General features: G+C 56.3%; 21 protein-coding genes and 3 tRNA genes. 14 read left to right on the forward strand and 10 right to left on the reverse strand.

Annotated elements, in window-relative coordinates; all coding sequences use genetic code 11:
• Positions 1-27 precede the first annotated feature (27 nt).
• From ptrA to recD, 3 genes are read left to right on the forward strand one after another with little or no spacing between them, the layout of a single operon-like run.
• Positions 28-2,913, forward strand: a complete 2,886-nt coding sequence (gene ptrA / locus Q3V30_RS04470) for a pitrilysin (protein ID WP_306210867.1) — start codon at positions 28-30, stop codon at positions 2,911-2,913.
• A complete protein-coding gene (gene recB, locus Q3V30_RS04475; protein WP_306210869.1) occupies positions 2,910-6,455 on the forward strand; it encodes an exodeoxyribonuclease V subunit beta in 3,546 nt (1,181 codons plus the stop codon). The genes ptrA and recB overlap by 4 nt, the downstream gene beginning before the upstream one ends.
• On the forward strand, positions 6,443-8,281 hold the full coding sequence (gene recD, locus Q3V30_RS04480; protein ID WP_306210871.1) for an exodeoxyribonuclease V subunit alpha: 1,839 nt from the start codon (positions 6,443-6,445) through the stop codon (positions 8,279-8,281). The genes recB and recD overlap by 13 nt, the downstream gene beginning before the upstream one ends.
• Positions 8,282-8,312: 31 nt before the next feature.
• Here the strand turns inward: recD and argA are convergent, their stop codons facing one another.
• A complete protein-coding gene (gene argA / locus Q3V30_RS04485; RefSeq protein WP_306210873.1) occupies positions 8,313-9,659 on the reverse strand; it encodes an amino-acid N-acetyltransferase in 1,347 nt (448 codons plus the stop codon).
• 27 nt (positions 9,660-9,686) lie between these two features.
• The gene (locus tag Q3V30_RS04490) at positions 9,687-9,869 is read right to left on the reverse strand and encodes a hypothetical protein (protein WP_306210875.1); all 183 of its coding nucleotides are present in this window, start codon (positions 9,867-9,869) and stop codon (positions 9,687-9,689) included.
• Between the two features lie 25 nt (positions 9,870-9,894).
• Here Q3V30_RS04490 and amiC point away from each other — a divergent pair, with 25 nt between their 5' ends.
• Entirely contained in the window at positions 9,895-11,148 is a 1,254-nt protein-coding gene (gene amiC / locus Q3V30_RS04495) for an N-acetylmuramoyl-L-alanine amidase AmiC (protein ID WP_306210877.1), read from the forward strand.
• 356 nt (positions 11,149-11,504) lie between these two features.
• On the opposite strand, the gene Q3V30_RS04500 is transcribed toward amiC, so the two are convergent.
• The 3 genes from Q3V30_RS04500 to Q3V30_RS04510 all read right to left on the reverse strand — a co-directional run bounded on the left by Q3V30_RS04500 (position 11,505) and on the right by Q3V30_RS04510 (position 11,859).
• Positions 11,505-11,581: transfer RNA gene (locus Q3V30_RS04500), tRNA-Met, on the reverse strand.
• Between the two features lie 60 nt (positions 11,582-11,641).
• Positions 11,642-11,718, reverse strand: a tRNA-Met gene (locus Q3V30_RS04505).
• 64 nt (positions 11,719-11,782) lie between these two features.
• Positions 11,783-11,859 (reverse strand) — tRNA-Met (locus Q3V30_RS04510).
• 204 nt (positions 11,860-12,063) lie between these two features.
• On the opposite strand from Q3V30_RS04510, the gene mltA reads away from it, so the two are divergent.
• A complete protein-coding gene (gene mltA / locus Q3V30_RS04515; RefSeq protein ID WP_306210879.1) occupies positions 12,064-13,209 on the forward strand; it encodes a murein transglycosylase A in 1,146 nt (381 codons plus the stop codon).
• Between the two features lie 51 nt (positions 13,210-13,260).
• On the forward strand, positions 13,261-14,061 hold the full coding sequence (gene tcdA / locus Q3V30_RS04520) for a tRNA cyclic N6-threonylcarbamoyladenosine(37) synthase TcdA (RefSeq protein WP_306210881.1): 801 nt from the start codon (positions 13,261-13,263) through the stop codon (positions 14,059-14,061).
• A 59-nt stretch (positions 14,062-14,120) separates the two neighbouring features.
• Here tcdA and csdE read toward each other — a convergent pair whose 3' ends face one another.
• Both csdE and csdA read right to left on the reverse strand, forming a co-directional pair.
• Positions 14,121-14,564 (reverse strand): cysteine desulfurase sulfur acceptor subunit CsdE, encoded by a 444-nt coding sequence (csdE, locus tag Q3V30_RS04525; RefSeq protein ID WP_306210883.1) that lies wholly within the window; start codon positions 14,562-14,564, stop codon positions 14,121-14,123.
• Between the two features lie 2 nt (positions 14,565-14,566).
• On the reverse strand, positions 14,567-15,772 hold the full coding sequence (csdA, locus tag Q3V30_RS04530; RefSeq protein ID WP_306210885.1) for a cysteine desulfurase CsdA: 1,206 nt from the start codon (positions 15,770-15,772) through the stop codon (positions 14,567-14,569).
• A gap of 214 nt (positions 15,773-15,986) precedes the next feature.
• Between csdA and Q3V30_RS04535 the strand changes: the two genes are divergently transcribed.
• The 4 genes from Q3V30_RS04535 (at position 15,987) to rlmM (ending at position 19,021) form a co-directional block, all read left to right on the forward strand.
• A complete protein-coding gene (locus Q3V30_RS04535; protein ID WP_306210886.1) occupies positions 15,987-16,211 on the forward strand; it encodes a YgdI/YgdR family lipoprotein in 225 nt (74 codons plus the stop codon).
• Between the two features lie 345 nt (positions 16,212-16,556).
• On the forward strand, positions 16,557-17,474 hold the full coding sequence (gene gcvA / locus Q3V30_RS04540; RefSeq protein WP_306210888.1) for a glycine cleavage system transcriptional regulator GcvA: 918 nt from the start codon (positions 16,557-16,559) through the stop codon (positions 17,472-17,474).
• Between the two features lie 58 nt (positions 17,475-17,532).
• Complete coding sequence (locus Q3V30_RS04545) at positions 17,533-17,928, forward strand: DUF423 domain-containing protein (protein ID WP_306210890.1); 396 nt, start codon at positions 17,533-17,535, stop codon at positions 17,926-17,928.
• Positions 17,921-19,021, forward strand: coding sequence for a 23S rRNA (cytidine(2498)-2'-O)-methyltransferase RlmM (rlmM, locus tag Q3V30_RS04550; RefSeq protein ID WP_306210892.1), 1,101 nt, complete (start codon positions 17,921-17,923; stop codon positions 19,019-19,021). Before Q3V30_RS04545 ends, rlmM begins: the two co-directional genes overlap by 8 nt.
• A 187-nt stretch (positions 19,022-19,208) precedes the next feature.
• Here the strand turns inward: rlmM and xni are convergent, their stop codons facing one another.
• The 3 genes from xni to queF form a co-directional block, all read right to left on the reverse strand.
• On the reverse strand, positions 19,209-19,970 hold the full coding sequence (xni, locus tag Q3V30_RS04555; protein ID WP_306210895.1) for a flap endonuclease Xni: 762 nt from the start codon (positions 19,968-19,970) through the stop codon (positions 19,209-19,211).
• A 47-nt stretch (positions 19,971-20,017) separates the two neighbouring features.
• The gene (gene ppnN / locus Q3V30_RS04560; RefSeq protein WP_306210897.1) at positions 20,018-21,382 is read right to left on the reverse strand and encodes a nucleotide 5'-monophosphate nucleosidase PpnN; all 1,365 of its coding nucleotides are present in this window, start codon (positions 21,380-21,382) and stop codon (positions 20,018-20,020) included.
• A gap of 186 nt (positions 21,383-21,568) precedes the next feature.
• Entirely contained in the window at positions 21,569-22,414 is an 846-nt protein-coding gene (gene queF, locus Q3V30_RS04565; RefSeq protein WP_306210899.1) for an NADPH-dependent 7-cyano-7-deazaguanine reductase QueF, read from the reverse strand.
• An 85-nt stretch (positions 22,415-22,499) separates the two neighbouring features.
• Here queF and syd point away from each other — a divergent pair, with 85 nt between their 5' ends.
• From syd to Q3V30_RS04585, 4 genes are all read left to right on the forward strand, one after another.
• Positions 22,500-23,048: a SecY-interacting protein gene (syd, locus tag Q3V30_RS04570; RefSeq protein WP_306210901.1), complete on the forward strand. Its 549-nt coding sequence runs from the start codon at positions 22,500-22,502 to the stop codon at positions 23,046-23,048.
• Positions 23,049-23,620: 572 nt separating this feature from the next.
• Entirely contained in the window at positions 23,621-23,947 is a 327-nt protein-coding gene (locus tag Q3V30_RS04575) for a YqcC family protein (RefSeq protein WP_306210903.1), read from the forward strand.
• The gene (gene truC / locus Q3V30_RS04580) at positions 23,947-24,726 is read left to right on the forward strand and encodes a tRNA pseudouridine(65) synthase TruC (protein ID WP_306210905.1); all 780 of its coding nucleotides are present in this window, start codon (positions 23,947-23,949) and stop codon (positions 24,724-24,726) included. The genes Q3V30_RS04575 and truC overlap by 1 nt, the downstream gene beginning before the upstream one ends.
• Before the next feature lie 21 nt (positions 24,727-24,747).
• Positions 24,748-25,197: a flavodoxin gene (locus tag Q3V30_RS04585; RefSeq protein ID WP_306210907.1), complete on the forward strand. Its 450-nt coding sequence runs from the start codon at positions 24,748-24,750 to the stop codon at positions 25,195-25,197.
• The last annotated feature ends 3 nt before the right edge of the window (positions 25,198-25,200 follow it).

Genomic DNA, 25,200 nt, shown 5'->3' on the forward strand with positions numbered 1-25,200 from the left:
AGAAGAGTAGATCGTCGAGGAGTTTGAATGCGTCGTTATGCAGTCTGGTTCACCCCGTTTTTTCTGCTGTTCTCCCTGATCCCGCTGGCTCAGGCCCAACCTGGCTGGCAGCCCGTTCCCGAAGCGATCCGCAAAAGCGAAAAAGATCCGCGCGACTACCAGGCGATCAAGCTGGATAACGGCATGACGGTGCTGCTGGTCTCCGATCCGCAGGCGACGAAATCGCTTTCTGCGCTCACCCTTCCGGTGGGTTCGTTAGAAAATCCGCGCAATCAGCAGGGACTGGCTCACTATCTTGAGCATATGCTGCTGATGGGCTCTAAGCGCTACCCTCAGCCCGATAATCTGGCCGAATACCTGAAAAAACATGGCGGCAGCCACAACGCCAGCACGGCCTCCTACCGGACCGCTTTTTATCTTGAAGTGGAAAACGCGGCGCTGGAGCCTGCCGTTGACCGGCTGGCCGATGCGATTGCGGCCCCGCTGCTGGACCCGGTTAACGCAGACCGCGAACGTCACGCTGTGAACGCCGAGTTAACCATGGCCCGCTCCCGCGACGGCCTGCGTATGGCTCAGGTCGGCGCGGAGACGCTTAACCCGGAGCACCCCAGCTCACTCTTCTCTGGCGGCAACCTGGATACGCTGAAAGATAAGCCGGGCAGCAAACTGCATGACGCGCTGACGGCATTCTACCAGCGCTACTATTCGGCAAATCTGATGAAGGCGGTGATCTACAGCAACAAACCGATGGCAGAGCTGCAAACTATCGCCGTTAAAACGTTTGGTCGTGTGGAGAATCGCCACGCCACCGTACCGGATATTACGGTGCCGGTGGTGACGGATAAGCAGAAAGGCATCATCATTCATTACGTGCCGGCACAGCCGCGTAAGCAGCTGAAAATTGAATTTCGCATCGATAACAACAGCGACAAATTCCGCAGCAAAACCGACACGCTAATTGGCTACCTGATTGGTAACCGCAGTAAAAATACGCTGTCAGACTGGCTGCAGAATCAGGGGCTGGCTGATTCAGTGGACGCGGGAGCTGACCCGGTGGTTGACCGTAACGGCGGCGTCTTCTCTGTCTCTGTTTCCCTGACCGATAAAGGCCTGGCGAACCGGGATGAGGTCATTGCCGCCGTGTTCAGCTATCTCAACAAGCTGCGTACCGATGGCATTGATAAAAGTTACTTCGATGAAGTAGCCAAGGTGCTGAATCTCGATTTCCGCTATCCGTCAATCACCCGTGACATGGACTATATCGAATGGCTGGCAGATACCATGCTGCGGGTCCCGGTTGCCGATGTGCTGGATGCGCCCTATATTGCCGATCGTTACGATCCGCAGGCCATTCAGGCCCGTCTTGAGGGGATGACGCCGCAAAACGCGCGTATCTGGTATATCAGCCCTGACGAGCCGCATAACAAAGTCGCCTATTTTGTCGAGGCGCCCTATCAGGTGGATACCATCACGCCTGAACATTTCGCGCAGTGGCAGGCAGCCAGCGACAAAATCAGTTTGTCGTTGCCGGTGCTGAACCCCTACCTGCCGAATGATTTCACCTTAATCAAGCCAGGGCGCAAATATCCGCATCCTGAGGAGGTGGTTAATCAGTCTGGCCTGCGGGTGTTCTATATGCCCAGTCAGTTCTATGCTAACGATCCTAAAGCGAGCATCACGCTGGCGCTGCGGAATAAAGAGGCGATGAGTACCGCAAAAAACCAGGTTATGTACGGGCTGAATGATTACCTGGCCGGTCTGGCGCTGGATGAGCTTAATTCGCAGGCTTCCGTGGCCGGGATCGGCTTCTCGACGGGTGAGGATGATGGCGTGACCTTCAACGCCACAGGCTTTACCCAGCATCTGCCGGAGCTGATGAGCGCGCTGCTGAAAAGCTACGCCTCCTACCAGCCGGATCAGCAGCAGCTGGATCAGGCAAAGTCCTGGTATCTGGAGCGGCTGGCCTCAGCCGAGAAGGGCAAAGCGTTTGAGCTGGCTATTCAGCCGGCCCAGATGCTGTCGCAGCTTCCTTATACCCAGCGCAGCGAGCGCAGGGCGCTGGTAGCCGGTATTACGCTGGACGAGCTGAACGCCTATCGTAAAATGCTGCTGGAGAAGTCCACGCCGGAACTGATGGTGGTGGGCAATATGACGGAGGAGAGTGCAAAATCTCTGGCTACCGATCTTAAAACGCAGCTCAGCTGTGAAGGGGAGAGCTGGTGGCACAGCCAGTATCTGGTGATCGACAAGAAAACCTCCGCGAACCTCCAGCAGGCGGGCAGCAGCACCGATTCGGCGCTGGCCGCGCTCTACGTGCCGCTGGGTTATCCCGAGCATGAAAGTATTGCCAGCAGCGCCTTGCTCAGCCAGATTATTCAGCCATGGTTCTATAACCAGCTGCGTACCGAAGAGCAGCTTGGCTATGCGGTCTTCTCCTTCCAGATGCCGGTAGGGCGTCAGTGGGGCATCGGTTTCCTGCTGCAGAGCAACGTGAAGCAGCCTGCTTATCTGCTGAGCCGTTTCCAGGCGTTCTACCCTACGGCGGAAAAGAGATTGCGTGAAATGAGTAAAGAAGATTTTGCCCAGTATCAGATGGCGATGATTAACGAGCTGAAACAGCGTCCCCAGACGCTGGATGAAGAAGCGGGCCGCTTCAGCAAAGATTTCAACCGCGAAAACTATCAGTTTGATACGCGCGAAAAGGTCATTGCGCAGATCCAGGCGCTGACGCCTGAAAAGATGGCCACCTTCTTCCATAAAGCGGTGATTGAGCCGCAGGGGCTGACGCTGCTGTCGCAAATTTCCGGCAGTCAGCACGATCGGGCGGACTATGCGCAGCCAGAGGGCTTTACCAACTGGCAGGAAGTCTCCAGACTGCAGCACTCTTTTCCGGTGAATAGCGATAAACCATGACACAGCTTGCCCAACGTCTTGATCCCCTGACGCTGCCTTTGCAGGGCGAACGGCTTATCGAGGCCTCGGCAGGAACGGGTAAGACCTTTACTATTGGCCTGCTTTATCTGCGTCTGTTGTTAGGGCTGGGGGGCGGCTCGGCTTACTCGCGTCCTCTGTCAGTAGAAGAAATTCTGGTGGTTACCTTTACCGAGGCGGCAACAGCAGAGCTGCGCGGCCGTATCCGGGAGAATATCCATGCCTTACGCATCGCCTGCATCAGGGGCAATACCTCTGACACCATGCTGGCGCAGCTGCTGGAGCAGATCCCCAATCTGACGCAGGCGGCAGCCCTGCTGCTGGCGGCGGAGCGGCAGATGGATGATGCCGGGATTTTCACTATCCACGGCTTTTGCCAGCGGATGCTGAACCTCAATGCCTTTGAGTCCGGCATGCTGTTTGAGCAGCAGCTGATTGAGGATGAACTGCCGCTGCGTCGCCAGGCTATCGCTGATTTCTGGCGGCGTCACTGCTATCCCCTGCCGCTTGCCATTACTCGCGTGATGGCGCAACTGTGGCAGGGGCCGGAACAGCTCCTTGGCACGCTGTCGCCCTGGCTGAACGGCGAGGCGCTTTCGCTGAAGCATCCACCTGATTTGGAAGAAACTTTCACCGAGCGGCATGAGAAGATCATCGCCAGGATCAATCAGCTTAAAGCCGCCTGGGTTGCTGCCGGCGATCTGCACGACCTGATTGCAAAGTCCGGCGTGGACAAGCGCAGCTACAGCAGTAAGCACTTACCTAACTGGCTGGAAAAGCTCTCGCAGTGGGCGGCGGAAGAGACGCAGGATTACAGCTTCCCGAAAGAGCTGGAACGCTTTGGTCAGCGCATACTGCTGGAGAAAACAAAAAAAGGGGAAGCCCCGGCCCATCCGCTGTTTGATGATATCGATCGCTTTCTGGCTGAACCGCTCTCCCTGCGCGAACTGGTTATTGCCCGTGCGCTGAGCGAAGTGCGTTTTGTGACGCAGAAAGAGAAGACGCTGCGTGCGTTGCTGGGGTTTGACGACCTGCTCAGCAGACTCGATAACGCGCTGCAACAGCCCGCTGGCGAAGCGCTGGCTCAGGCGATCCGCACGCGCTATCCGGTTGCGCTAATCGATGAATTTCAGGATACCGACCCGCAGCAGTATCGCATCTTCCGCACGATTTATGGCAAGCAGCCCGAGCATGCGCTGTTACTGATAGGCGACCCGAAGCAGGCTATCTATGCGTTTCGCGGCGCCGATATCTTCACCTATATGAAAGCGCGTAATGAAGTCAGCGCCCACTATACCCTTGAAACCAACTGGCGCTCCTCTCTGGCGATGGTTAACAGCGTTAATCACCTGTTCTCGCAGCTGGAAAACCCTTTTCTGTTTAACGACATTCCCTTTATTAAGGTGCAGCCCGCAGAGGCGAACGCCGCGCTGAGCTTTACGCTGGAAGGCCAGCAGCAGCCCGCGCTGCGTTTCTGGCTGCAGCCGGGGGATGGCGTAGGGGTAAGTGATTACCAACAGTTTATGGCGCGCCAGTGTGCCGCCGAGATTTGTCGCTGGCTGACCGCAGGCCAGCAGGGCAAAGCGCTGATTGGTAAAGCAGAGAAGTGCCGTCCGGTACAGGCATCGGATATCACTATCCTGGTTCGTAGCCGGAACGAAGCCTCGGTGATGCGCGAAGCGCTGAACGGCCTCAACATCCCTTCCGTCTATCTTTCTAACCGCGACAGCGTATTCACTACCCCGGAAGCCCGCGAAATGCTCTGGCTGCTACAGGCAGTGCTGGCGCCGGAGCAGGAAAGGGCGCTGCGCAGCGCGCTGGCAACCAGCATCTTTGGCCTGGACGCGCTGACACTGGATGCGCTGAATCAGGATGAACGCGCCTGGGATGCGCTGGTGGATGAATTTGACCGCTACCGTCAGCGCTGGCTGAAGCGCGGCGTGCTGCCGATGCTGCGCGATCTGATGGTCAACCGGTCGATAGCAGAGAATCTGCTCGCCTCGGAGAGCGGTGAACGACGGCTGACCGATTTCCTGCATCTGGGGGAACTGTTACAGGAAGCCTCTGCTCAGTTGGACAGTGAGCATGCGCTGGTCCGCTGGCTGGCGCAGGAGATCGCTCAGCCCAACGGGCAGTCCGCCAGCCAGCAGCTGCGGCTGGAGAGCGATCGTCATCTTGTGCAGATCGTCACCATCCATAAATCCAAAGGGCTGCAATATCCGCTGGTCTGGCTTCCTTTTGTGGCCAACTACCGCGAGGCAAGCCAGGGGATTTACCATGACCGGCAAAATTTTCAGGCGCTGCTTGATCTGCGGGATGAGGAGGAGAGCGTGGAGCTGGCCGAGCAGGAGCGGCTGGCGGAGGATCTGCGCCTGCTCTATGTGGCGCTGACGCGCTCCATCTGGCACTGCAGCGTGGGTATTGCGCCCCTGGTTAAAGGGAATCGTAAGAAAGAGGGCAATACCGACCTGCACCACAGCGCGCTCGGCTTTCTGGTGCAGAAAGGGGAAGCGGCAGATGCCAGCCAGCTGCTCAGCCATCTGCAGGCATTACAAAATGAGGCGACAGAGGTCGTGCTTGCCGGTACGCCAGAGAGTACGCCCTGGCAGGTGGTCAGAGAGAGTGAGCAAACGCTTACCAGCCAGCAAATTACCCGTGCGCTGCGCGACGAATGGCGAGTCACCAGCTATTCGGGACTGCAGCAGCATGGGCATGCCATGACCCTGGATCTGCTTCCCCGGCTGGATGTGGATGCGGCGGGCGAAAGCCAGCCGCAGCAGATGAGTGAACTGACGCCGCACACCTTCCCGCGCGGTGCCGCGCCGGGGACCTTCCTGCATGGCCTTTTTGAGGATCTGGACTTTACGCAGCCGATCAACGATGAGTGGTTAGCAGAACAGCTGCTGGGACAGGGCCACGATCCTGCCTGGCTGCCGGTGATGAAGCAGTGGCTGGAACGCATTCTGCAAACGCCTCTGGATGACTCTGGCGTCAGCCTCAGCCAGTTGCCAACCGACAAACGCCAGGTGGAGTTACAATTCTACCTGCCTATCCAGCGGATGCTGACGGCTGAGGCGCTTGACCGGCTGATCCGCCGTTACGATCCCCTCTCTGCCGAATGCCCGCCGCTGAATTTTCAGCAGGTTCAGGGTATGCTGAAGGGTTTTATCGACCTCGTATTTCTCTGGCAGGGAAAATATTACCTGCTGGATTATAAATCTAACTGGCTGGGTGCCTCTGCTGAAGATTACACCCCGCAGGCGATGGCTCAGGCGATGCAGTCGCATCGTTATGACCTGCAGTATCAGCTTTACTGCCTGGCTCTGCATCGCTATCTCCGTCACCGGCTGGCGGATTATGACTATCAGCACCATTTTGGCGGCGTGTTCTATCTCTTCCTGCGGGGAGTTGACGGTACGGCGAGTGAAAATGGTATTTACCGAACCCGTCCGGACGCTGCGTTTATTGCAGAGCTGGACGCGCTGTTTGCAGGAAAAGAGCAGGAGGACGCATGTCAGGGATAACCGAATTATTGCAGCAGGCCGCAGAGCTGCGGCTGTTTCGCGCCCTGGATATTCAGTTTGCCCGCATGGTGGCAACGGACGACCAGCCTGGCCTGATGCTGGCTGCGGCCTGCGTCAGTGCTGAAGCGGGAGAAGGACATGTCTGCCTGCCGCTGGTTCAGCTTACGGAACAGTTGCTGTTCGACGGACGGCAGCCAGAGCTTGCCCGTCAGCTCTGGCTGGCCGCCGGAGAACCAGAGTGGCTGGAGCTGCTTCAGGCTTGCGACGCGGTGGGCGATGGAGCGACAGCCACGCCGCTGGTTCTGCATCAGCAGCGGCTCTACCTGCACCGGATGTGGCAATCGGAAGGGCAGGTCGCCAGGTTTATCATCAGTGAAACCACCGTCAGGGCGTTTGAGCCGCTAAACGTCAGGGCCGCGCTGGATAAGCTGTTTGGCCAGCAGCCCGATGACTGGCAGAAAATTGCCGCCGCCGTGGCTATCACCCGGCAAATAGCGGTGATCTCCGGCGGTCCTGGCACCGGCAAAACCACCACCGTCGCCAAACTGCTGGCCACATTGCTGGCGCTTGACGGCACGCTACGCATCCGCCTGGCCGCGCCCACCGGCAAAGCGGCTGCCCGCCTCACCGAGTCGATGGGCAGAGCGATACAGCAGCTGGACGTCAGCGATGAAGAGAAACTGCGGTTTCCGGCGGAGGCGACTACCCTGCATCGCCTGTTAGGCGCGGTGCCCGGCAGCCAGCGTATGCGCTACCACAGCGGCAATCCCTTGCATCTGGATCTGCTGGTGGTGGATGAGGCCTCCATGGTGGACCTGCCGATGATGGCGAACCTTATTGCCGCCTTGCCTCCTCAGGCCAGAGTCATTTTTCTGGGTGACCGCGATCAGCTCGCATCGGTAGAGGCGGGGGCGATACTGGGCGATATCTGCCGTTGTGCCGAGTCAGGATACAGTGCGATCCGGGCGGATGAGCTGACGAGCCTGACCGGATGTCATATTGAAGGTCAGCATGCCCTGGATGCGCCTGCGGTGCGCGACAGCATCTGCCTGCTGCGTAAAAGCTACCGTTTTGATGCGTTGTCCGGCATCGGGCAGCTGGCACTGGCAGTTAATGCCGGAGACACGCGCCGGGTTGAGCAGGTATTCTCAGGCGAGTTCGGGGATATTGCACAATTTTCGCTGAGCAGCAGCGAGGAGTATCAGCAGTTGTTAACGGCCTGCGTGGAAGGCTACCGGGACTATCTGAAGCTGCAGGCAGCGGGCGCGTCAGCACAGGAAGTCCTTGAAGCCTTCAGTCGTTTCCAGCTTTTGTGCGCGCTGCGGGAAGGGCCTTTTGGCGTCGCCGGGCTGAACGAGCGCATTGAGATGTCGCTGCAAAGAGCGGGATTAATTCATCGTCCGCCCGGCTCTGCCGGCAAATGGTATGCTGGTCGTCCGGTGATGATTGCCCGCAATGACAGCGCGCTGGGACTGTTTAATGGCGATATCGGCATCGCAATGTGGGACCCGGAGCGAAACCTGAAAGTCTTCTTTCCGCTGCCTGACGGCAGCATCAAAGCGGTTCAGCCCAGCCGTCTTCCGCCGCACGACACCGCTTTTGCTATGACCGTGCATAAATCTCAGGGATCTGAATTTGAGCACACGCTGCTGGTGCTGCCCACACAGTTTACGCCGGTGCTGACCCGCGAACTGGTTTACACCGCCATCACTCGCGCGAAATCGCGGCTGTCGCTCTATGCGAACCAGAGCGTGCTGAGCAGTGCGGTAAAAATGAGGACGTTACGGCGAAGCGGACTGGTGGAGCGGTTAGCGGAGATCAAATAACCGGGGCGTTTCCCGCCCCGGTTACTGAAACTTAGCTCAGCAGGCGCGCATGGCGCAGATCGGCCATCAGCACTTTTGAACGACGCTGATAGTTATACATCAGCTTTTTACTCTCCGGCAGCACTTCAATATCCACCGGCGTAAAGCCGCGCTCCTGGAACCAGTGAATGCTGCGTGTCGTCAGCACAAACAGTTTTTTCAACCCCATCTGGCGCGCCTGTAGCGCCACGCGCTCCAGCAGCGCTTCACCACGCGATGAGCTGCGGTAATCGGGATGCACGGCCACGCAGGCCATCTCGCCGATCTCCTCTTCCGGGAAGGGATAGAGCGCCGCACAACCGATGGTCAGGTTATCGCGCTCAATGATAGTGAACTTATCGATCTCCATCTCCAGCTGCTCACGCGAACGGCGAACCAGAATGCCCTGCTGCTCCAGCGGGCGAATCAACTCCAGAATCCCCCCTATATCATTGATGGTCGCGCGACGGATCTGCTCTGCGCTTTCCATAACAATCTGCGTCCCGATACCGTCACGAGAAAAGAGCTCCTGCAGCAGAGCGCCATCTTCCTGATAGCTGATGAGATGGCTGCGCCGCACGCCGCTGCGGCACGCTTTCACTGCGCCGCGCAGAAAGCGCACGGTACCCGACAGGTAATCATCCTGCTGTTCCAGCTCCTCAATGCGCTGCTGAGCTTCTTTCGGGAAAAGTTCAGAGATGATGTCGCCTTCGTTGTTGGTCACACCCTGTTCTGAGCAGAAGCCAATCATCTTCTCAGCTTTTAATTTGATAGCCAACTGGGTAGCGACCTCTTCCGAGGTGAGATTAAAGCTCTCACCGGTGACCGAGACGGCAACAGGCCCCATCAGCACAATGGCGCCGCTATCGAGCTGGCGATGGATCGCTTCTTCATCGATACGACGGATACGGCCGCTGTGGCAGTAATCCACGCCGTCATCCACGCCCAGCGGCTGCGCAATGATAAAGTTGCCGCTGACGACGTTGATGTGCGCGCCCTGCAACGGCGTGTTGTTCAGGCTCATGGAGAGGCGGGCGGTGATATCGAGCTGGAGTCGCCCAGCAGCCTGCTTCACCAGCTCAAGCGCGTGCGCGTCGGTTACGCGGGTATGTTTGTGATAGAGAGGTTCCAGCTGATGTTCAGCCAGGTTAGCGTCGATTTGCGGACGCGCACCATAGACCACCACCAGCCGGATCCCCAGGCTGTGCAGCAGGCCAATGTCGTTGACGATGCCAGAAAAGTTCTCATGCTCGATGGCTTCGCCGCCCAGCATAATGACAAACGTTTTACCACGGTGGGCATTGATATAGGGGACGGTATGACGAAAACCCTGAACCAGCTCGGTACTCCGTTCCTTCACGGCAAACCCTCTATGAATTATTATTCGCTAAAAGTGTATTTTTATTCTTTTATGGCCTGGGCGCAAGTGGTAATTTTCTGCGGTTTTTCCTTTTTTAATTTCAGCCATCATGCTAATACGCTGCATTTTATCGCTTTTTCTGGGTGACACCGCTAAAGGGATTCGATAAAGTTTTTGCCCCTGGTAGTCATTTGGCTTTTTTTCAGACACACAACAGTTCTTCTTCTGGAGTCGCATGTCCGATTTACCCTCGCCTGGCCGACGCAGGTGGTTAAAAAGTGCAGGAGCCGTGCTGCTGCTGAGCGTCAGCAAAGTGGGGTTGGCGGCCAGTAGTCATGTGGTGGCTATCCGCATCTGGCCCTCTTCCACCTATTCCCGCCTGACGCTGGAGTCGAACGGCCCGCTTAAATATAAGCAGTTTGCGCTCAGCCACCCTGAACGGGTGGTGATCGATATTGCCAATATCCGGCTCAACCACGCGTTAAAAGGGATCGGTAATCTGGTCCGCCGCGACGATCCCTATATCAAAAATGCGCGGGTAGGGCAGTTTAATGCCAGTACCGTCCGGCTGGTGCTGGAGCTTAAGCAGAACGTAAGCCCTCGCATCTTTACGCTGGCCCCGGTGGCAGGCATCAAAAACCGGCTGGTGCTCGATCTCTATCCAGCCAAAGGCAGCAGCTACGATCACGAAGACGATCCGCTGCTGGCCTTGCTGCAGGACTACAACAAAGGCGATCTGGAAAAAACACAGCCCGCGGCCGCCCCTTTACCGGGTAAAGCGGGGCGGGACCGACCGATTGTGATCATGCTGGATCCCGGCCACGGGGGGGAAGATTCCGGCGCCGTAGGCAAGCATAAAACGCGTGAAAAGGACATCGTGCTGAAGATTGCGCGGCGGCTGAAGTCGTTAATCGATAAAGAGCCCAATATGCGGGCCTATATGACGCGCAACGAAGATGTGTTTATCCCGCTGAAAGTCAGGGTCGCCAAAGCGCGCAAGCAGCGTGCCGATCTGTTTGTCTCTATTCATGCAGATGCATTTACCAGCCGTGCGGCGCGGGGATCTTCGGTCTTTGCGCTTTCCACCAAAGGCGCAACCAGCACCGCAGCCCGCTTTCTGGCCCGGACTCAGAATGAGTCAGATTTGATTGGCGGCGTCAGCATGAGCGGCGACCGCTATCTCGACCACACCATGTTCGATATGGTGCAGAGCCTGACTATCAATGACAGTCTGAAATTCGGCAAAGAAGTGCTTGCCCGCATGGGCAAGGTGAACCATCTGCATAAAAAAACGGTGGATCAGGCGGGGTTTGCGGTACTGAAAGCACCCGATATTCCCTCAATCCTGGTAGAGACCGCATTTATCAGCAATCTGGAAGAGGAGCGTAAGCTGCGCACCACCCGCTTTCAGCATCAGGTAGCGGATTCCATTCTGGCAGGCATCAAGGCCTACTTTGCCAGCGGCGCGTCGCTGGCCCCGAGAAAGTAGCCTGAACGGCAGGGTGAAGTGGATTTGTCCTGCTGTCAGCCGCGACGTTAATAATTTCAGCCGTTGCAGGCACTGGCCGCCGGAAAACACTATTGCGCGTCATTCAGGCGCGCATGTTGGTTTCATTGTCAGTTAACCATTTCAGCCGCAGCGCAATCCCCAGCACTCTGCGGGTAACGAAGTAAAATTCCGATGCGGGAGCTGTGCAGAAGGTGTCTGAAGCGAGCGTTGTGCTGAGGGGATTTAAAGCGTTATCTGCTTAGCGAGTATTTGAGAGGTAATTGTTCAGCGGGATTGGCGTTAAAGAAGGGTTTTCAGACGCCAGAAACAAAAAAACACCCGTTAAGGTGTTAAGTTGGTTGCGGGAGCCGGATTTGAACCGACGACCTTCGGGTTATGAGCCCGACGAGCTACCAGGCTGCTCCATCCCGCGTCCGAAATACTGCTGCTTCCATCACAACAGCTACTGCTGTACTGCACACTTCCTGAGAAGTGGTTGCGGGAGCCGGATTTGAACCGACGACCTTCGGGTTATGAGCCCGACGAGCTACCAGGCTGCTCCATCCCGCGTCCGAAATACTGTTGCTTCCATCACAACAGCTACTGCCTTGTTCACAGACCTTCTCAAAAGAGTTGGTTGCGGGAGCCGGATTTGAACCGACGACCTTCGGGTTATGAGCCCGACGAGCTACCAGGCTGCTCCATCCCGCGTCTGTGGAAGCGCACTATACTCTCAGTGAGTTTGGTTGCAACCCCTTTTTGCAACAAACTCATCAAAATAGCGCTGTCTGCTTAATTCTCACCCATCTTGCCGCGAGATCCCCCCGGGCAACCGATCTTTACCGTTGTGCCGTTTAATTCTCTCAGTGCCTTTGCTATCTTCGGCGAGGAATTCCGCAAAGAGGGCAGTAGAGAATGAAAGGACGTTGGGCGAAGTATGCAGTAACAGGGGCGTTAATTGCCCTGCTGGCGGGATGTTCTTCAAAACCGACCGATCGCGGTCAGCAATATAAAGATGGCAAGCTTGAGCAGCCGCTGGGCCTGGTGAATCAGCCTAACGCTAAGGGGCGTCCGGTCAATGGTAAAGATTTTGGCGATCAGATCAGCGAAATTCAGTACGCTTCGCCCGGCATGTACTCGCGACAGAACAGCACCTACAGCTCGCTGAAAGCCTGGCTGATGGCCGGCGGCGATACCCGCCAGCTGCGCCAGTTTGGCCTGAATGCTTACCAGATGGAAGGCACCGACAACTATGGCAACGTGCAGTTTACCGGCTACTACACGCCGGTTATCCATGCGCGCTACACCCGTCAGGGCGAGTTCCAGTATCCTTTATACAGAATGCCGCCCCGTGCTAAAGGTGGGCGTCTGCCCAGCCGCGCGGATATTTACAGCGGCGCGCTGGGCGAACGTTACATCGTGGGTTACAGCAACTCGCTGATGGATAACTTCATTATGGATGTGCAGGGCAGCGGCTATGTCGATTATGGCGATGGCCGTCCGCTGACGTTCTTTGGCTACGGCGGCAAAAATGGCCACGCCTATCGCAGTATTGGCAAGGTGCTGATCGATCGCGGTGAGGTGAAGCGCGAAGATATGTCGATGCAGGCGATCCGTAAATGGGGGGAAGAGCACAGCCCGGCCGAAGTGCGTGAGCTGCTTGAACAGAACCCTTCCTTCGTCTTCTTTAAGCCAGAGGAGTTCGCTCCGGTGCGCGGCGCCAGCGCCGTGCCGCTGGTGGCAAAAGCTTCGGTAGCGTCCGATCGATCGCTGATCCCACCAGGGACCGCTTTGCTGGCGGAAGTCCCGCTGCTGGACAACAACGGTAAATTTACCGGAAAATATGAGATGCGGATGATGGTCTCGCTGGATGTGGGGGGCGCGATTAAAGGCCAGCACTTCGATATCTATCAGGGCATTGGCGAACAGGCGGGCCATATGGCCGGCTGGTATAACCATTATGGCCGCGTCTGGGTGCTGAAAGCCGCGCCTGGCGCGGGCGCACCGGTTTTCTCTTCCGCACAAAATAGCACGGGTAGCTCCGGCCTGCTCACCCAGTAGCAGGTACCCGCGGGCTGGTTCGCCAGCCCGTCACTGATTCCGAGGTAAGACATGACTTCTCTTTCTGACGCCTGGCTGCAACGCTTTGGCGGGACGGCGCGTTTGTATGGGCAACCGGCGCTGCAACTCTTTGCGGATGCGCACATCTGCGTGGTGGGCATTGGCGGCGTAGGCTCCTGGGCCGCAGAGGCGCTCGCCCGTACCGGCATCGGGGCGATAACGCTGATTGATATGGATGACGTCTGCGTCACCAATACCAACCGGCAGATCCACGCCCTGAAAGCCACAGTAGGGCAGGCGAAAACAGAAGTGATGGCGGAGCGCATTCTGGCGATTAACCCGGAGTGTAAAGTCACCTGTGTGGACGACTTTATTACGCCTGATAACACCGCTGAGTTAATGGGCGCGGGGTTTAGCTACGTCATTGATGCGATTGACAGCGTACGGCCGAAAGCGGCCCTGCTGGCCTGGTGCCGTCGCAATAAAATTCCGCTGGTGACCACCGGTGGCGCAGGGGGGCAGATCGATCCCACGCAGATTCAGGTCGCAGACCTGGCAAAAACCATTCAGGATCCGCTGGCGGCAAAACTGCGTGAACGGCTGAAGCACGACTTCAACATAGTGAAAAACAGCAAAGGCAAGCTGGGGATTGATTGCGTGTTTTCGACTGAGGCGCTGATGTACCCGCAGCCGGATGGATCGGTCTGTGCTTCCCGCAGCACGGCGGAGGGGCCGAAAAGAATGGACTGCGCCTCAGGCTTTGGCGCCGCGACAATGGTCACCGCCACCTTTGGCTTTGTTGCCGTCTCCCACGTGTTGAAGAAAATGATGGCGAAAGCAGCGCGCGCGTGAGAAATAACCTGCTGACCTGCTGACCTGCTGACCTGCTGACCTGCTGCACGCTACTTGTTTTAGCGGTATTCAGCGGCGGCCTTGATTGCCGCCTCCGCCAGTGCATTCAGCCCGGCGCTGCGTGAGGCGCTCAGCTGGGCACGTAACCCCAGCTCGTCGAATAAGGCCAGCGGGTCGCTGTGCAGCAGCGTGGCTGGCTGTTCTCCTTCAACTGCGGTGAGCAACACTGCCAGCAATCCCCGTACGATCCTGCCTTCACTGTCGCCATAGAAGTGCAGCGTGCCGTCGGCTCTCTGCTGATGTCCCAGCCAGACGCGGTTCTCACACCCGCTCAGCTCAATCTCGCTGCTCTTAAGCGCTTCAGGCAGGGCAGGAAGCTGTTTACCCAACAGGATCAGCTGACGATAGCGATCTTCCCACTGGGTAAAGGCCGTGAACTTCTGTTTTAAACCCTCCGGCGTAATAAGTTCACCAAACGGGTGTGGGGCTAATAAAGTTGTCATGTTTACTCTGCAAGCAGCTCCAGTGCGGTGGTCATGCCTCTGACCAGCGCTTCCACATCATCAAGCGTATTATAGGGGGCAAATGAGGCGCGCAAAGTCCCGCTGACGCCTAAAGCCTGTAAAAGCGGCTGCGCGCAGTGCTGACCGGCCCGCAGGGCGATGCCAGATTCCGCCAGCAACGTCACCACATCGCTGTGATGGAGGCCGGCAAAGTCAAAGGAGAGCAGGCTTGAGCGGCTGGCGCGATAGCTACGAAAGCCCGGTAGCAGAGAAAGCTGTTCTTCAGCCCTGTCCGCCAGGCCACAGCTCCAGCTTTCAGCGGCCTGCCACGCCAGGGTTTCAAGCCAGCTCAGGGCGGCACTGAGGCCGATTACGCCAGCAACGTTCGGCGTACCGGCTTCGAAACGCCATGGAACCGGCTGCGGAGTGAAGCCTTCAAAGCTCACGCTGGTCAGCATTTTACCTCCACCCTGCCACGCGGACATCTCCTCCAGCAGCTCTGTCTTGCCGTACAGCGCCCCGATGCCCATCGGGCCATAGAGCTTATGCGCAGAAAAAGCATAGAAATCGATATCCAGCGCGCTGACGTCTGCCGGGTTATGCACCACGCCCTGGGCGCCATCAATCATCACTCTGGCTCCGGCCAGGTGCGCCAGCTTAATGGCCTCTGCCAGCTCCGGGCAACCACCCGTTACGTTAGACATCTGTCCCAGCGCCAGAACTTTCGTTTTCGCCGTCAGCAAAGAGGCTAACAGCGTGGGATCCGGCAACCTGTTAGCATCGATCGGCCACTTTATGACTTTTGCGCCGGTCTGCGAGGCCACCATCAGCCACGGCACGAGGTTGGCATGATGCTCGGCTTCACTCACCAGAATTTCATCACCCGGCTGCAGGCGCGGACGAAAATAGCCCTGAGCCACCAGGTTAATGGCTTCCGTTGTGCCCCTGGTCCAGACTATATCATTCGCGAGCGGGGCGTTAAGCAGGCGTGCAACCTGGCCACGAGCCTGCTCATAGCGGTCGGTCAGCTCGCGCGCTGCGGCAAACTGGCTGCGGTGCACGGTTCCTGCACTCAGGCTGTAAAACCGCTCTGTAGCTTCAATCACTGCCAGCGGTTTTAGCGTGGTCGCCGCACTGTCGAGATAAACACCGGCATCAGCTAAAGCGGGAAAATGTTGGCGAAAGTGGTCAGGGTCAAAAAGGGGCATACCTTCCTCGTGCTTGATGTATTAATGCGGTTTTTTCAGCACCAGTCTGAATTACAGGCATTTTCCTGGCAATGTTGAAAAAGCTGGTTATGCTGAATTATGCAAGGTTTAAACTATTACCCGCAAATAAGCGTTTCTCACAGCGGCATTTTTTGCCCTGAGTTCGTGTTCTGCAGGTGGTTTATCGCATCACAGTCTGCAAGGAGATATAAAGATGAAAAAATTTGCTGCAATTATGGCCGCCTGTGCCATGACATTCGCCCTGGCCGCTTGTTCAAGTAACTATGTAATGCACACCAATGATGGTCGCACCATTGTCGCTGACGGCAAGCCTGTGGTTGATACTGATACTGGCATGATCAGCTACAAAGATGCCAATGGCAACAAACAGCAGATCAATCGTTCTGATGTGAAAGAAATGGTCGAAATGGGCCAGTAAGCTTCAGGCAAAAAAAAGCACCGCAATTTGCGGTGCTACTAATCACTATGGACAGACAGGGTAAATCTACAGGAATAAAAAAGATAGCCAGGCTATCGGATCTGAAAATCGTCAGATCAAATGCAAACACAACATCACGACCACAAGCCAAAAGCCCCTCAAAATCTGGCGTTTCCGCCACTATTTCAAACAACTTTTCGTTCCGGCTCAGGAAGTGCGGCAACTATAGGTATTTGCTGGTACATCCTCAACGGACAAATTATAATGCCTCGGATAAAAAAAACTAATAGTTGATGCGCTTTCAGGCGCGTGACTTCCCATGCTGTTAAAGTGTACCCGGTAACCATGTCGAAACGTCTTCCTCCTTTAAACGCGCTGCGTGTTTTTGATGCAGCGGCGCGCCATCTCAGCTTTACCAAAGCGGCTGAAGAGTTGTTTGTAACTCAGGCTGCCGTAAGCCACCAGATCAAGTCATTAGAGGATTTTCTCGGGCTGAAGCTGTTCAGAAGGCGCAATCGTTCGCTGTTGCTGACCGAAGAGGGGCAGAGTTATTATCTCGATATTAAAGAGATATTTACCTCCCTGAATGAAGCAACACGTAAGCTTCAGGCCCGCAGCGCTAAGGGGGCATTGACGGTGAGCTTGCTGCCCAGTTTTGCCATTCAGTGGCTGGTGCCCAGGCTGACAAGCTTTAACTCAGCTTATCCGGGCATTGATGTGCGTATCCAGGCTGTGGACCGTGATGAGGAAAAACTGGCGGACGATGTCGATGTCGCGATTTTCTATGGGCGCGGCAACTGGCCGGGGCTGAGAGTGGAAAAACTCTATGCGGAATATTTGCTGCCGGTCTGTTCGCCGCTGCTACTTACCGGTGACAAACCTCTTAAGACGCCTGAAGATCTCGCGCGGCAAACTTTGCTGCATGATGCCTCGCGTCGCGACTGGCAATCCTATACCCGCCAGCTTGGCGTCGGACACATTAACGTTCAACAGGGACCAATCTTCAGCCACAGCGCTATGGTGCTGCAGGCGGCGATCCACGGGCAGGGCGTGGCTCTGGCAAACAACGTGATGGCGCAAACGGAAATTGAAGCGGGTCGTCTGGTTTGTCCCTTTAATGACGTTTTAGTGAGTAAAAACGCTTTTTATCTGGTTTGTCATGACAGTCAGGCAGAACTGGGTAAAATAGCCGCCTTTCGGCAGTGGATCCTGGCGAAAGCGGCCAGTGAACAAGAGAAATTCCGCTTTCGTTATGAGAGCTGAGCAATAATTTTTACGCGTGGCCAGCGTGCGGCGTGTGTAACTTCTGAGGATAAAGGAAATGTCGAGTCGTGCGATGCTGATCTTTTCAGCCATTAGCGGATTTGTCTATGTGATGCTGGGCGCGTTTGGTGCGCATGTACTCAGCAAGTCGCTGGGGCCGGCTGAAATGGCCTGGATGAAAACCGGTCTGGATTATCAGGCTTTCCATACCCTGGCCATTCTGGGGCTGGCGGCGGCGATGCTGCGCCGGGCGAATATCTGGTTTTACTGGAGCTCCGCGCTGCTGGCGCTGGGCACGGTGCTGTTCAGCGGCAGTCTCTACTGCCTGGCGCTTTCGCACCTGAAGCTGTGGGTTTATATCACACCAGTGGGCGGCACCTGCTTCCTGATTGGTTGGGTTTTGATGTTGGTTGGCGCGCTGCGTCTGAAAAAAAGGGCAGAACGCCATGAATAAAGTATTACTCTATTGCCGTCAGGGATTTGAGAAAGAGTGTGCGGCAGAGATCACCGCGAAAGCGGCGGCCCGCAATGTGTTTGGTTTTGCGCGGGTAAAGGAAGATTCAGGCTATGTGCTGTTTGAATGCTACCAGGCAGAAGAAGCGGAGAAACTGATTGCCGAACTGCCGTTCAGCGAACTGATCTTCTCCCGTCAGATGATCGTAGTAGGCGAGCTGCTGCGCGACCTGCCGCCGGAAGATCGCGTCACGCCGGTCACCGGCATGCTGACCGGATTTGTTGAGAAGGGCGGCGAACTGCGCGTCGAGGTGCCAGACACCAACGAGAGCAAAGAACTGCTCAAGTTTTGTCGTAAATTCACCGTGCCGCTGCGTTCAAGCCTGCGCTCCGCCGGTATTTTGCTGAAGTATGAAACTGACAAGCGCCCGGTTGTGCACGTGTTCTTTATCGCGCCGGGTCACTGCTATGTCGGTTATTCACTGCCGCAGAATAACTCCCGCTTCTTTATGGGCATACCGCGTCTGAAATTCCCTTCGGATGCGCCAAGCCGCTCCACGCTGAAACTGGAAGAGGCTTTCCACGTCTTTATTCCTGCTGATGAGTGGGACGAGCGTCTGGGCAGCGGTATGTATGCGGTGGATCTGGGCGCCTGTCCGGGCGGCTGGACCTATCAGCTGGTACAGCGCAGCATGATGGTTCACGCCGTCGATAATGGCCCGATGGCTCCCAGCCTGATGGATACCGGGCAGGTTTTCCATCATCGGGAAGATGGCTTTAAATATCGCCCTACGCGCAGCAATATTTACTGGGTGGTGTGCGATATGGTGGAAAAACCGGTTCGTGTAGCAAATCTGATGGCGGACTGGCTGGTAAACGGCTGGTGCCGTGAAGCGATCTTTAACCTGAAGCTGCCGATGAAAAAACGCTTTGAAGAGGTGTCGCAAAATCTGGCGATGATCGATGAAAAGCTGAAGGCTAACGGCATTAATGCGCAGATCCAGGCCCGGCAGCTCTATCACGATCGCGAAGAGGTGACGGTGCATATTCGCCGCATCTGGAGCGGGGCACCCGGTCGCCGGGACGAACGTTAAGGTGAGCAGAGCGGCGCGCTAAGTAACAGCGCGCCGGAACGCAGCGCATAGCCAGGCAGAAGCGTTTAAACGCACTCTGCCAGCCCGAGCGCGGGACCGCTATCACAGCATCACAAAGCGCTTTACCAGCCAGAGTACAGGACTACCTTAAAGCATCCTGCCAGCCCGAGCCCGGGCACCCGCAGATTTATAAGCTGACCGGCAGCCGCAACGCCTTCAGATTCCCTTCAAGATGCAGGTCGGTGCGCAGTGTCGCAACCCTCCGGCAAATCTCTGCCATCTCCTGGTGCTCCTGCAGCTTCTTCTGCCATTTTGGCGGCACCGCAGCGAGCTGTTGATAAATCGCGTCCAGCGATCCAAATGTTGTAAGCAGTTCCGCTGCGCTTTTCGCGCCAATCCCGGCAACGCCCGGAATTTTACTGCTGCTGATACCGGCCAGTCCCCAGTAATCGGTGAGCTGCGCAGGCGTGACGCCAAATTCTGCCGCAATAAAAGGCACATCCAGCCAGCGTTTCTGGAAATAATCCCGAATCTGAATGGTGGGTGCCAGCAGCTGGCAGTAGCCTTTATCGGTGGAAACGATCGTTGCCTGATGGCCACCTGCCGCAACCTTGACGGCGAGCGTAGCCGCCAGATCGTCAGCTTCTTCGCCTTGCGCCTGCCAGCACGCCACGCCTGCGGCCTGAAAAGCGGCGCGCAGCAGCGGCATCTCCTGCCGTAACGTCTCCGGCATCGGCGAGCGGCCAGCCTTATAGCCTGGCAGTAGCTGATGACGCCAGCCTTCATGCCGCTCTTCATCGTCAAATACCGCCACGGCATGCGTGGGGGTACTGTGCCGGATCAGCTGATGCAGCGCGTTAACGCAGGTTTCCTGGCAAGGAGAACCCTGAACCGCATGGATACGACGGATAAGATTCAGGGCATCAACAATCAGTAAATGAACAGTCATAAGATCCACGAAAGCGGAGCGGCGTTGTCGCCGCTCCGGTGAGCAGTTTATTTAATGATTTCGTAGCAGGGGATGTAGGCCGTACCCGGCAGCTTCATGCGGTGCTGAGCCACAAATCCCTGTAATAAATCATCCATTCGGTGCATCATCTCCCGATCGCCGTGCAGCCTATAGGGGCCTTTCTCTTTGATCGCTTTGATCCCCATATCCTTGACGTTGCCAGCCACGATCCCGGAAAACGCGCGCCGCAGCGCAGCGGCCAGCTGCTCGGCAGGCTGATCGGGATAGAGATTCAGATTCGCCATGTTTTCATGGGTAGGCATAAACGGCACCTGCAGATCGGGCGCAATGCGAATCGACCAGTTAAAGCTGTAAGCATCGCCCGTTTCCCGACGGTGCTCTTTAACCTGCGGCATCGCTTTTTTCATCAGGCGAGCCACTTCAGCGGCATCATCAATAATGATGGTGTAGTGCTGGCGGGCAGCCTCGCCCAGCGTGCTGACAATAAACTCATCCAGCACGTTGAAATAGTCTGCACTCTCTTTTGGTCCGGTCAGAATCAGCGGCAGAACCTGATCGTGGTTATGCGGATTCATCAGAATACCCAGCAGGTAGAGCAGCTCTTCTGCGGTCCCTACGCCGCCGGGGAAAATGATGATGCCATGCGCGATACGGACAAAGGCTTCAAGACGCTTCTCGATATCCGGCATAATGATCAGCTCATTCACCAGCGGGTTAGGCGGCTCTGCAGCGATGATCGACGGCTCCGTTAAGCCGATAAAGCGCCCCTCTTTATAGCGCTGCTGCGCGTGGCCGACGGCTGCGCCTTTCATCGGGGCTTCCATTACGCCTGGCCCGCAGCCTGTGCAGATATTCAGCTCGCGCAGGCCCAGCTGCGACCCGACGTTACGGCAATATTGATATTCCACCGCGTTGATCGAGTGGCCACCCCAGCAGACCACGGTATTGGGTTCTTCCCCAACGTGCAGCGCGCGGGCGTTTCTGAGTATTGAGAACACCATGTTGGTGATCTGTACCGAATCTTCAATATTGAGGTGCTGGAAGCGACCGGCGCTGTCGATCTGCCCGTTCACAAACAGAATATCGCGCAGTACGGCAAACAGGTTCGCCTGCAGCGAGCGGATGATCCTGCCATCCACAAACGCCTCTTCAGGCGGGTTGATCAGCTCAAGTTTTACGCCGCGCTCGCGTCGTAGCACGTTGATGTCAAAATTTTCAAAGCGGGAGAGCAGCTCATGGCTGCTGTCGGTCTGACTTCCGGAGTTAAGGACGGCAAGAGAACAGTTACGGAACAGCTGATAGAGGTCGCTGCTGGCCGTCTGCTTCAGCATATCAACTTCCAGTTGAGAGAGCAGATCCATTGAGCCTAAGGGGCTGACATGTGTAATCAAATTAACTCCTTTACACCCGTACGGGTGGTAGTCACTCCATTCGCGACCGTTCAGCCGCAACAGCATGGAGAGTAAAATCCCTGAGCCAGGTGGTTACCTGTGCCCACTCCAGAGTAGCCTTGTCCGTCCTGATTTAACAAGGGATCGCATCCTGCTAATGCGGGATGGTGCGCAAAACCGTGCTGATTACTGCCTTACAAGACGGGAATGGCCCGGCCGGAACGCGCCGTTGCTGCGCCACGGGTTGATATCCAGCCCGCCCCGACGCGTGTAGCGGGCATAAACGCTCAGCTCCTCTGGCTGGCAAAAACGCAGAATATCGTTGAAAATGCGTTCGACACACTGCTCGTGGAACTCGTTGTGATGACGGAAAGAGATCAGATAGCGCAGCAGCGCTTCACGCTGAATGCGCGGCCCACGATAGCTGATCTGCACCGATCCCCAGTCTGGCTGGTTGGTGATCAGGCAGTTGGATTTCAGCAGATGGCTGACCAGCTGCTCTTCCACAATTTCCGGTTGCGTCGCCTGCTGCAGATAATCGGTGGTGAACTGATAGTTATCAATTTCAATATCCTGTTCATCAATGCAGTATCCGGCAAGGTGCCCGATAGGCTGGCCTTCCACTTCCTGTAGGCGGAACAGCGCGACGCTGACCTCCCCCTGCGCGCAGGCGCTGAGATCGCGCTCCAGCGTGCTACGAACGTCGCCCCAGTTGGCAAATTTTGTCTGGTTGAAACTGTTAAGATAGAGTTTGAAACTCTTGGACTCAATCAGGTTCTGGCTCTCTGCTTTCAGCGTAACTTCGCCTACGGCAACCTGCGGCAGGCCTTTCGCATTCAGCCAGGAGAGCTCGTACAGCGTCCAGATATCGTCACCATGAAAAGGCAGGGAGTCCGGATAGAGTCCCAGCGGTTCACGGTTCATGCTGCGCGGTACGGCTTGCAGTAAAGAGGGTTGATACTTATCGTGATACTCTGTGGGTTTTCCCAGTGTCAGGTTGTTTAACGCCTGATGTGGATCCTTAGAAGACATCTTAATTACCTTATGGCCTGCGGCTTGCAGGCGGTAGTGCACAGTTAGCCTTAGTGTAACTCAGGCAACAGAGAGTGAAAAAAGAATGATTGAACAAACGGCCCAGGCCTTGACGGATTTTACCCGTAAATATTGTGATGACTGGATCCGCGAATGCGGCCATCCTCCGGCAAGTGCCGAACTCCTTGGCGTGCCTTCGCCCTGCGTCCAGCAGACAAATGAAGACGATCTCTTCTGGCTGCCACAGCCGTTCACCCTGGCGCAAAATCTGGAAGCGGTCGAGCGGGCGGTGGAGTTACGTATCCAGCCTTCTGTAGTGGCCTGGTATAGCTCGCAGTTTGCCGGAGATATGTCTGCCACCTTTGGCAACCTGAGCTGTACGCTGCTGCAAACCTGGAGCGAGGAAGATTTTCTGCGCGTGCAAGAAAATCTGATTGGGCATCTGGTTATGAAGCGCCGTTTAAAGCAGTCGCCCACTCTGTTTATCGCCACCACCTCGTCTGAACTTGAGGTGATTTCCGTCTGTAACCTCAGCGGAGAAGTGGTGCTGGAGCAACTGGGCACCAAAAAGCGCACCGTTCTGGCGCCCGACCTGGAACAGTTTACCATCGAGCTGGCGGTTGCCTTACCCTGAGCGTTAAACAAGGTCACATCTTGTAAGAGATCTCTCACGTAAGCTGTAAGAGATCGCTTGAAAATAGCCCTCTTAAAGCAAGGGTTATTTTTTTGATTTGATAAAAATCATAAGGTTGCTATTTTTCTGGTGAGATTGCACCACCGTGAGCCTGACATTTCATTGTCAGCCATATTGTTTGCTGATGCGGTTAGGGCAGAATAACGCCATCAAAAGGAAGTGTGGCTTAGCGATAAGTCAGGACCCCTCTGGAAGAGGAAGCAGGGAGAGTCTTCAGGATGAAGGAGGATATCTCAGGATGGGATCAGGGACACCTCCAGGATGGAGATTGTGAGCTGTCAGAAGATGGCGTGACGGGATGCAAGGGATACACCAGGACGGTGAAAGGTAGGGAATACTCAAGGACAAAGTTATCACGGACGAGCAGGGAGCATAAGCGTGGCGGGATAGCTGCAAACGAACCGGGAGCACTGTTTACACAGTGCTCCCTTTTTTTGTCCATACTTCTCCAGAGCCGACCGCTGAATGGTATGCTTGCTGCCTTTCGATCAACTGACCAAGGAGAACTGCCAATGAGCCGTGAAACCCAGGTTTTGCAACGCCTTGAGGCGATAGAGCACCTATTACAGGAAGCGGGTCTGTGGCAAGTCTGCGCACCCACCAGTGAAGCGTTTAACAGCGTGGAGCCCTTCTGCGTGGACACCATGATGCCGCTGCAGTGGCTGCAGTGGATCTTTCTGCCGCGCATGCGCGCGCTGCTGGATGCAGGTGCGCCGCTGCCGGAGAAACTGGCTATCGCTCCCTATTACGAAGTGGCGCTTGAGGGCGAAATTCCCGCACGCGCCACGCTTCTTCACGCCCTGAATCAGCTGGATCAGATGTTCGGGCAGGATGATTAATGCTGGAGATTCTCTATCAGGATCGCTGGCTGGTAGCGGTAAACAAACCCTCCGGCTGGCTGGTCCACCGCAGCTGGCTGGATCGCCACGAAACGGTTTTTGTGATGCAGACCCTGCGTGACCAGATTGGTCAGCACGTTTTTACCGTCCACAGGCTCGATCGTCCCACTTCCGGCGTGCTGCTGCTGGCTCTGTCGAGCGAGGTAGCGCGGCTCCTGTCGCAACAATTTGAACAGCACGCCTTACAAAAAACCTATCATGCGGTGGTCAGAGGCTGGCTGGAAGGGGAAGAGACCCTGGATTATGCGCTGACCGAAGAGCTGGACAAAATTGCCGACAAATTCAGCGTGGCGGATAAGGCGCCCCAGCCTGCCGTTACACACTGGAAAGCGTTAGCAAAAGCGGAGCTGCCGGTAGCGGTCAGCCGCTATGAGACCTCACGCTTCAGCCTGGTGGAGCTTAAGCCTGAAACCGGGCGTAAGCATCAGCTACGCCGTCATTTGCGTCATCTTCGCCACCCCATTATTGGGGACAGTGCCCATGGTGACCTCAAACAGAACCGCAGCGCCGTGCACCATTTCGGCATGAAGCGGCTGATGCTGCATGCCAGCGAACTGAGCCTGACCCATCCCGTAACGGGCGAACCGCTGCTGTTGCGGGCCGGGCTGGATCCCGTCTGGCAGGGCTGCATGGCTACTTTTGGCTGGGAAGCGTGCCTTCCCGAGCTTCCGAGGGTTGAGTTTGTAACGACTAACCTGCAGGATAGTCCCACTGAATAAGCGCCAGAAACGGAGAATCGCATGGCTCAGATAGGTATTTTTGTTGGCACCGTATATGGTAACGCGCTGATGGTGGCGGAAGAGGCTGAGCCTTTGCTGGCCGATCTGGGGCACCAGGTGAAAATTTTCGAGGATCCCTCGCTGGATGACTGGAAGCGCTACGCTGACCAGGTCGTGCTGGTGATCACCTCGACCACTGGTCAGGGCAATTTACCAGACAGTATTGCGCCGCTGTTCCATGCCATAAAGGATAAGATGGGCCACCAGCCCGCTCTGCGTTACGGTATGATCGCCTTGGGCGACAGCAGCTATGACGATTTCTGCGGCGGTGGAAAGTCGTTTGATGCACTGCTGCAGGAGCACAGCGCAACGCGACTGGGAGAGTTGCTGTTAGTGGATGCGACGGAATATCCGGAGCCGGAAGAGATTACCTCTCCCTGGGTGGAAGCCTGGGCAAAGCTGATTAGCTGAAGT

The organism is Erwinia pyri, assembly GCF_030758455.1.
Classification (GTDB): domain Bacteria; phylum Pseudomonadota; class Gammaproteobacteria; order Enterobacterales; family Enterobacteriaceae; genus Erwinia; species Erwinia pyri.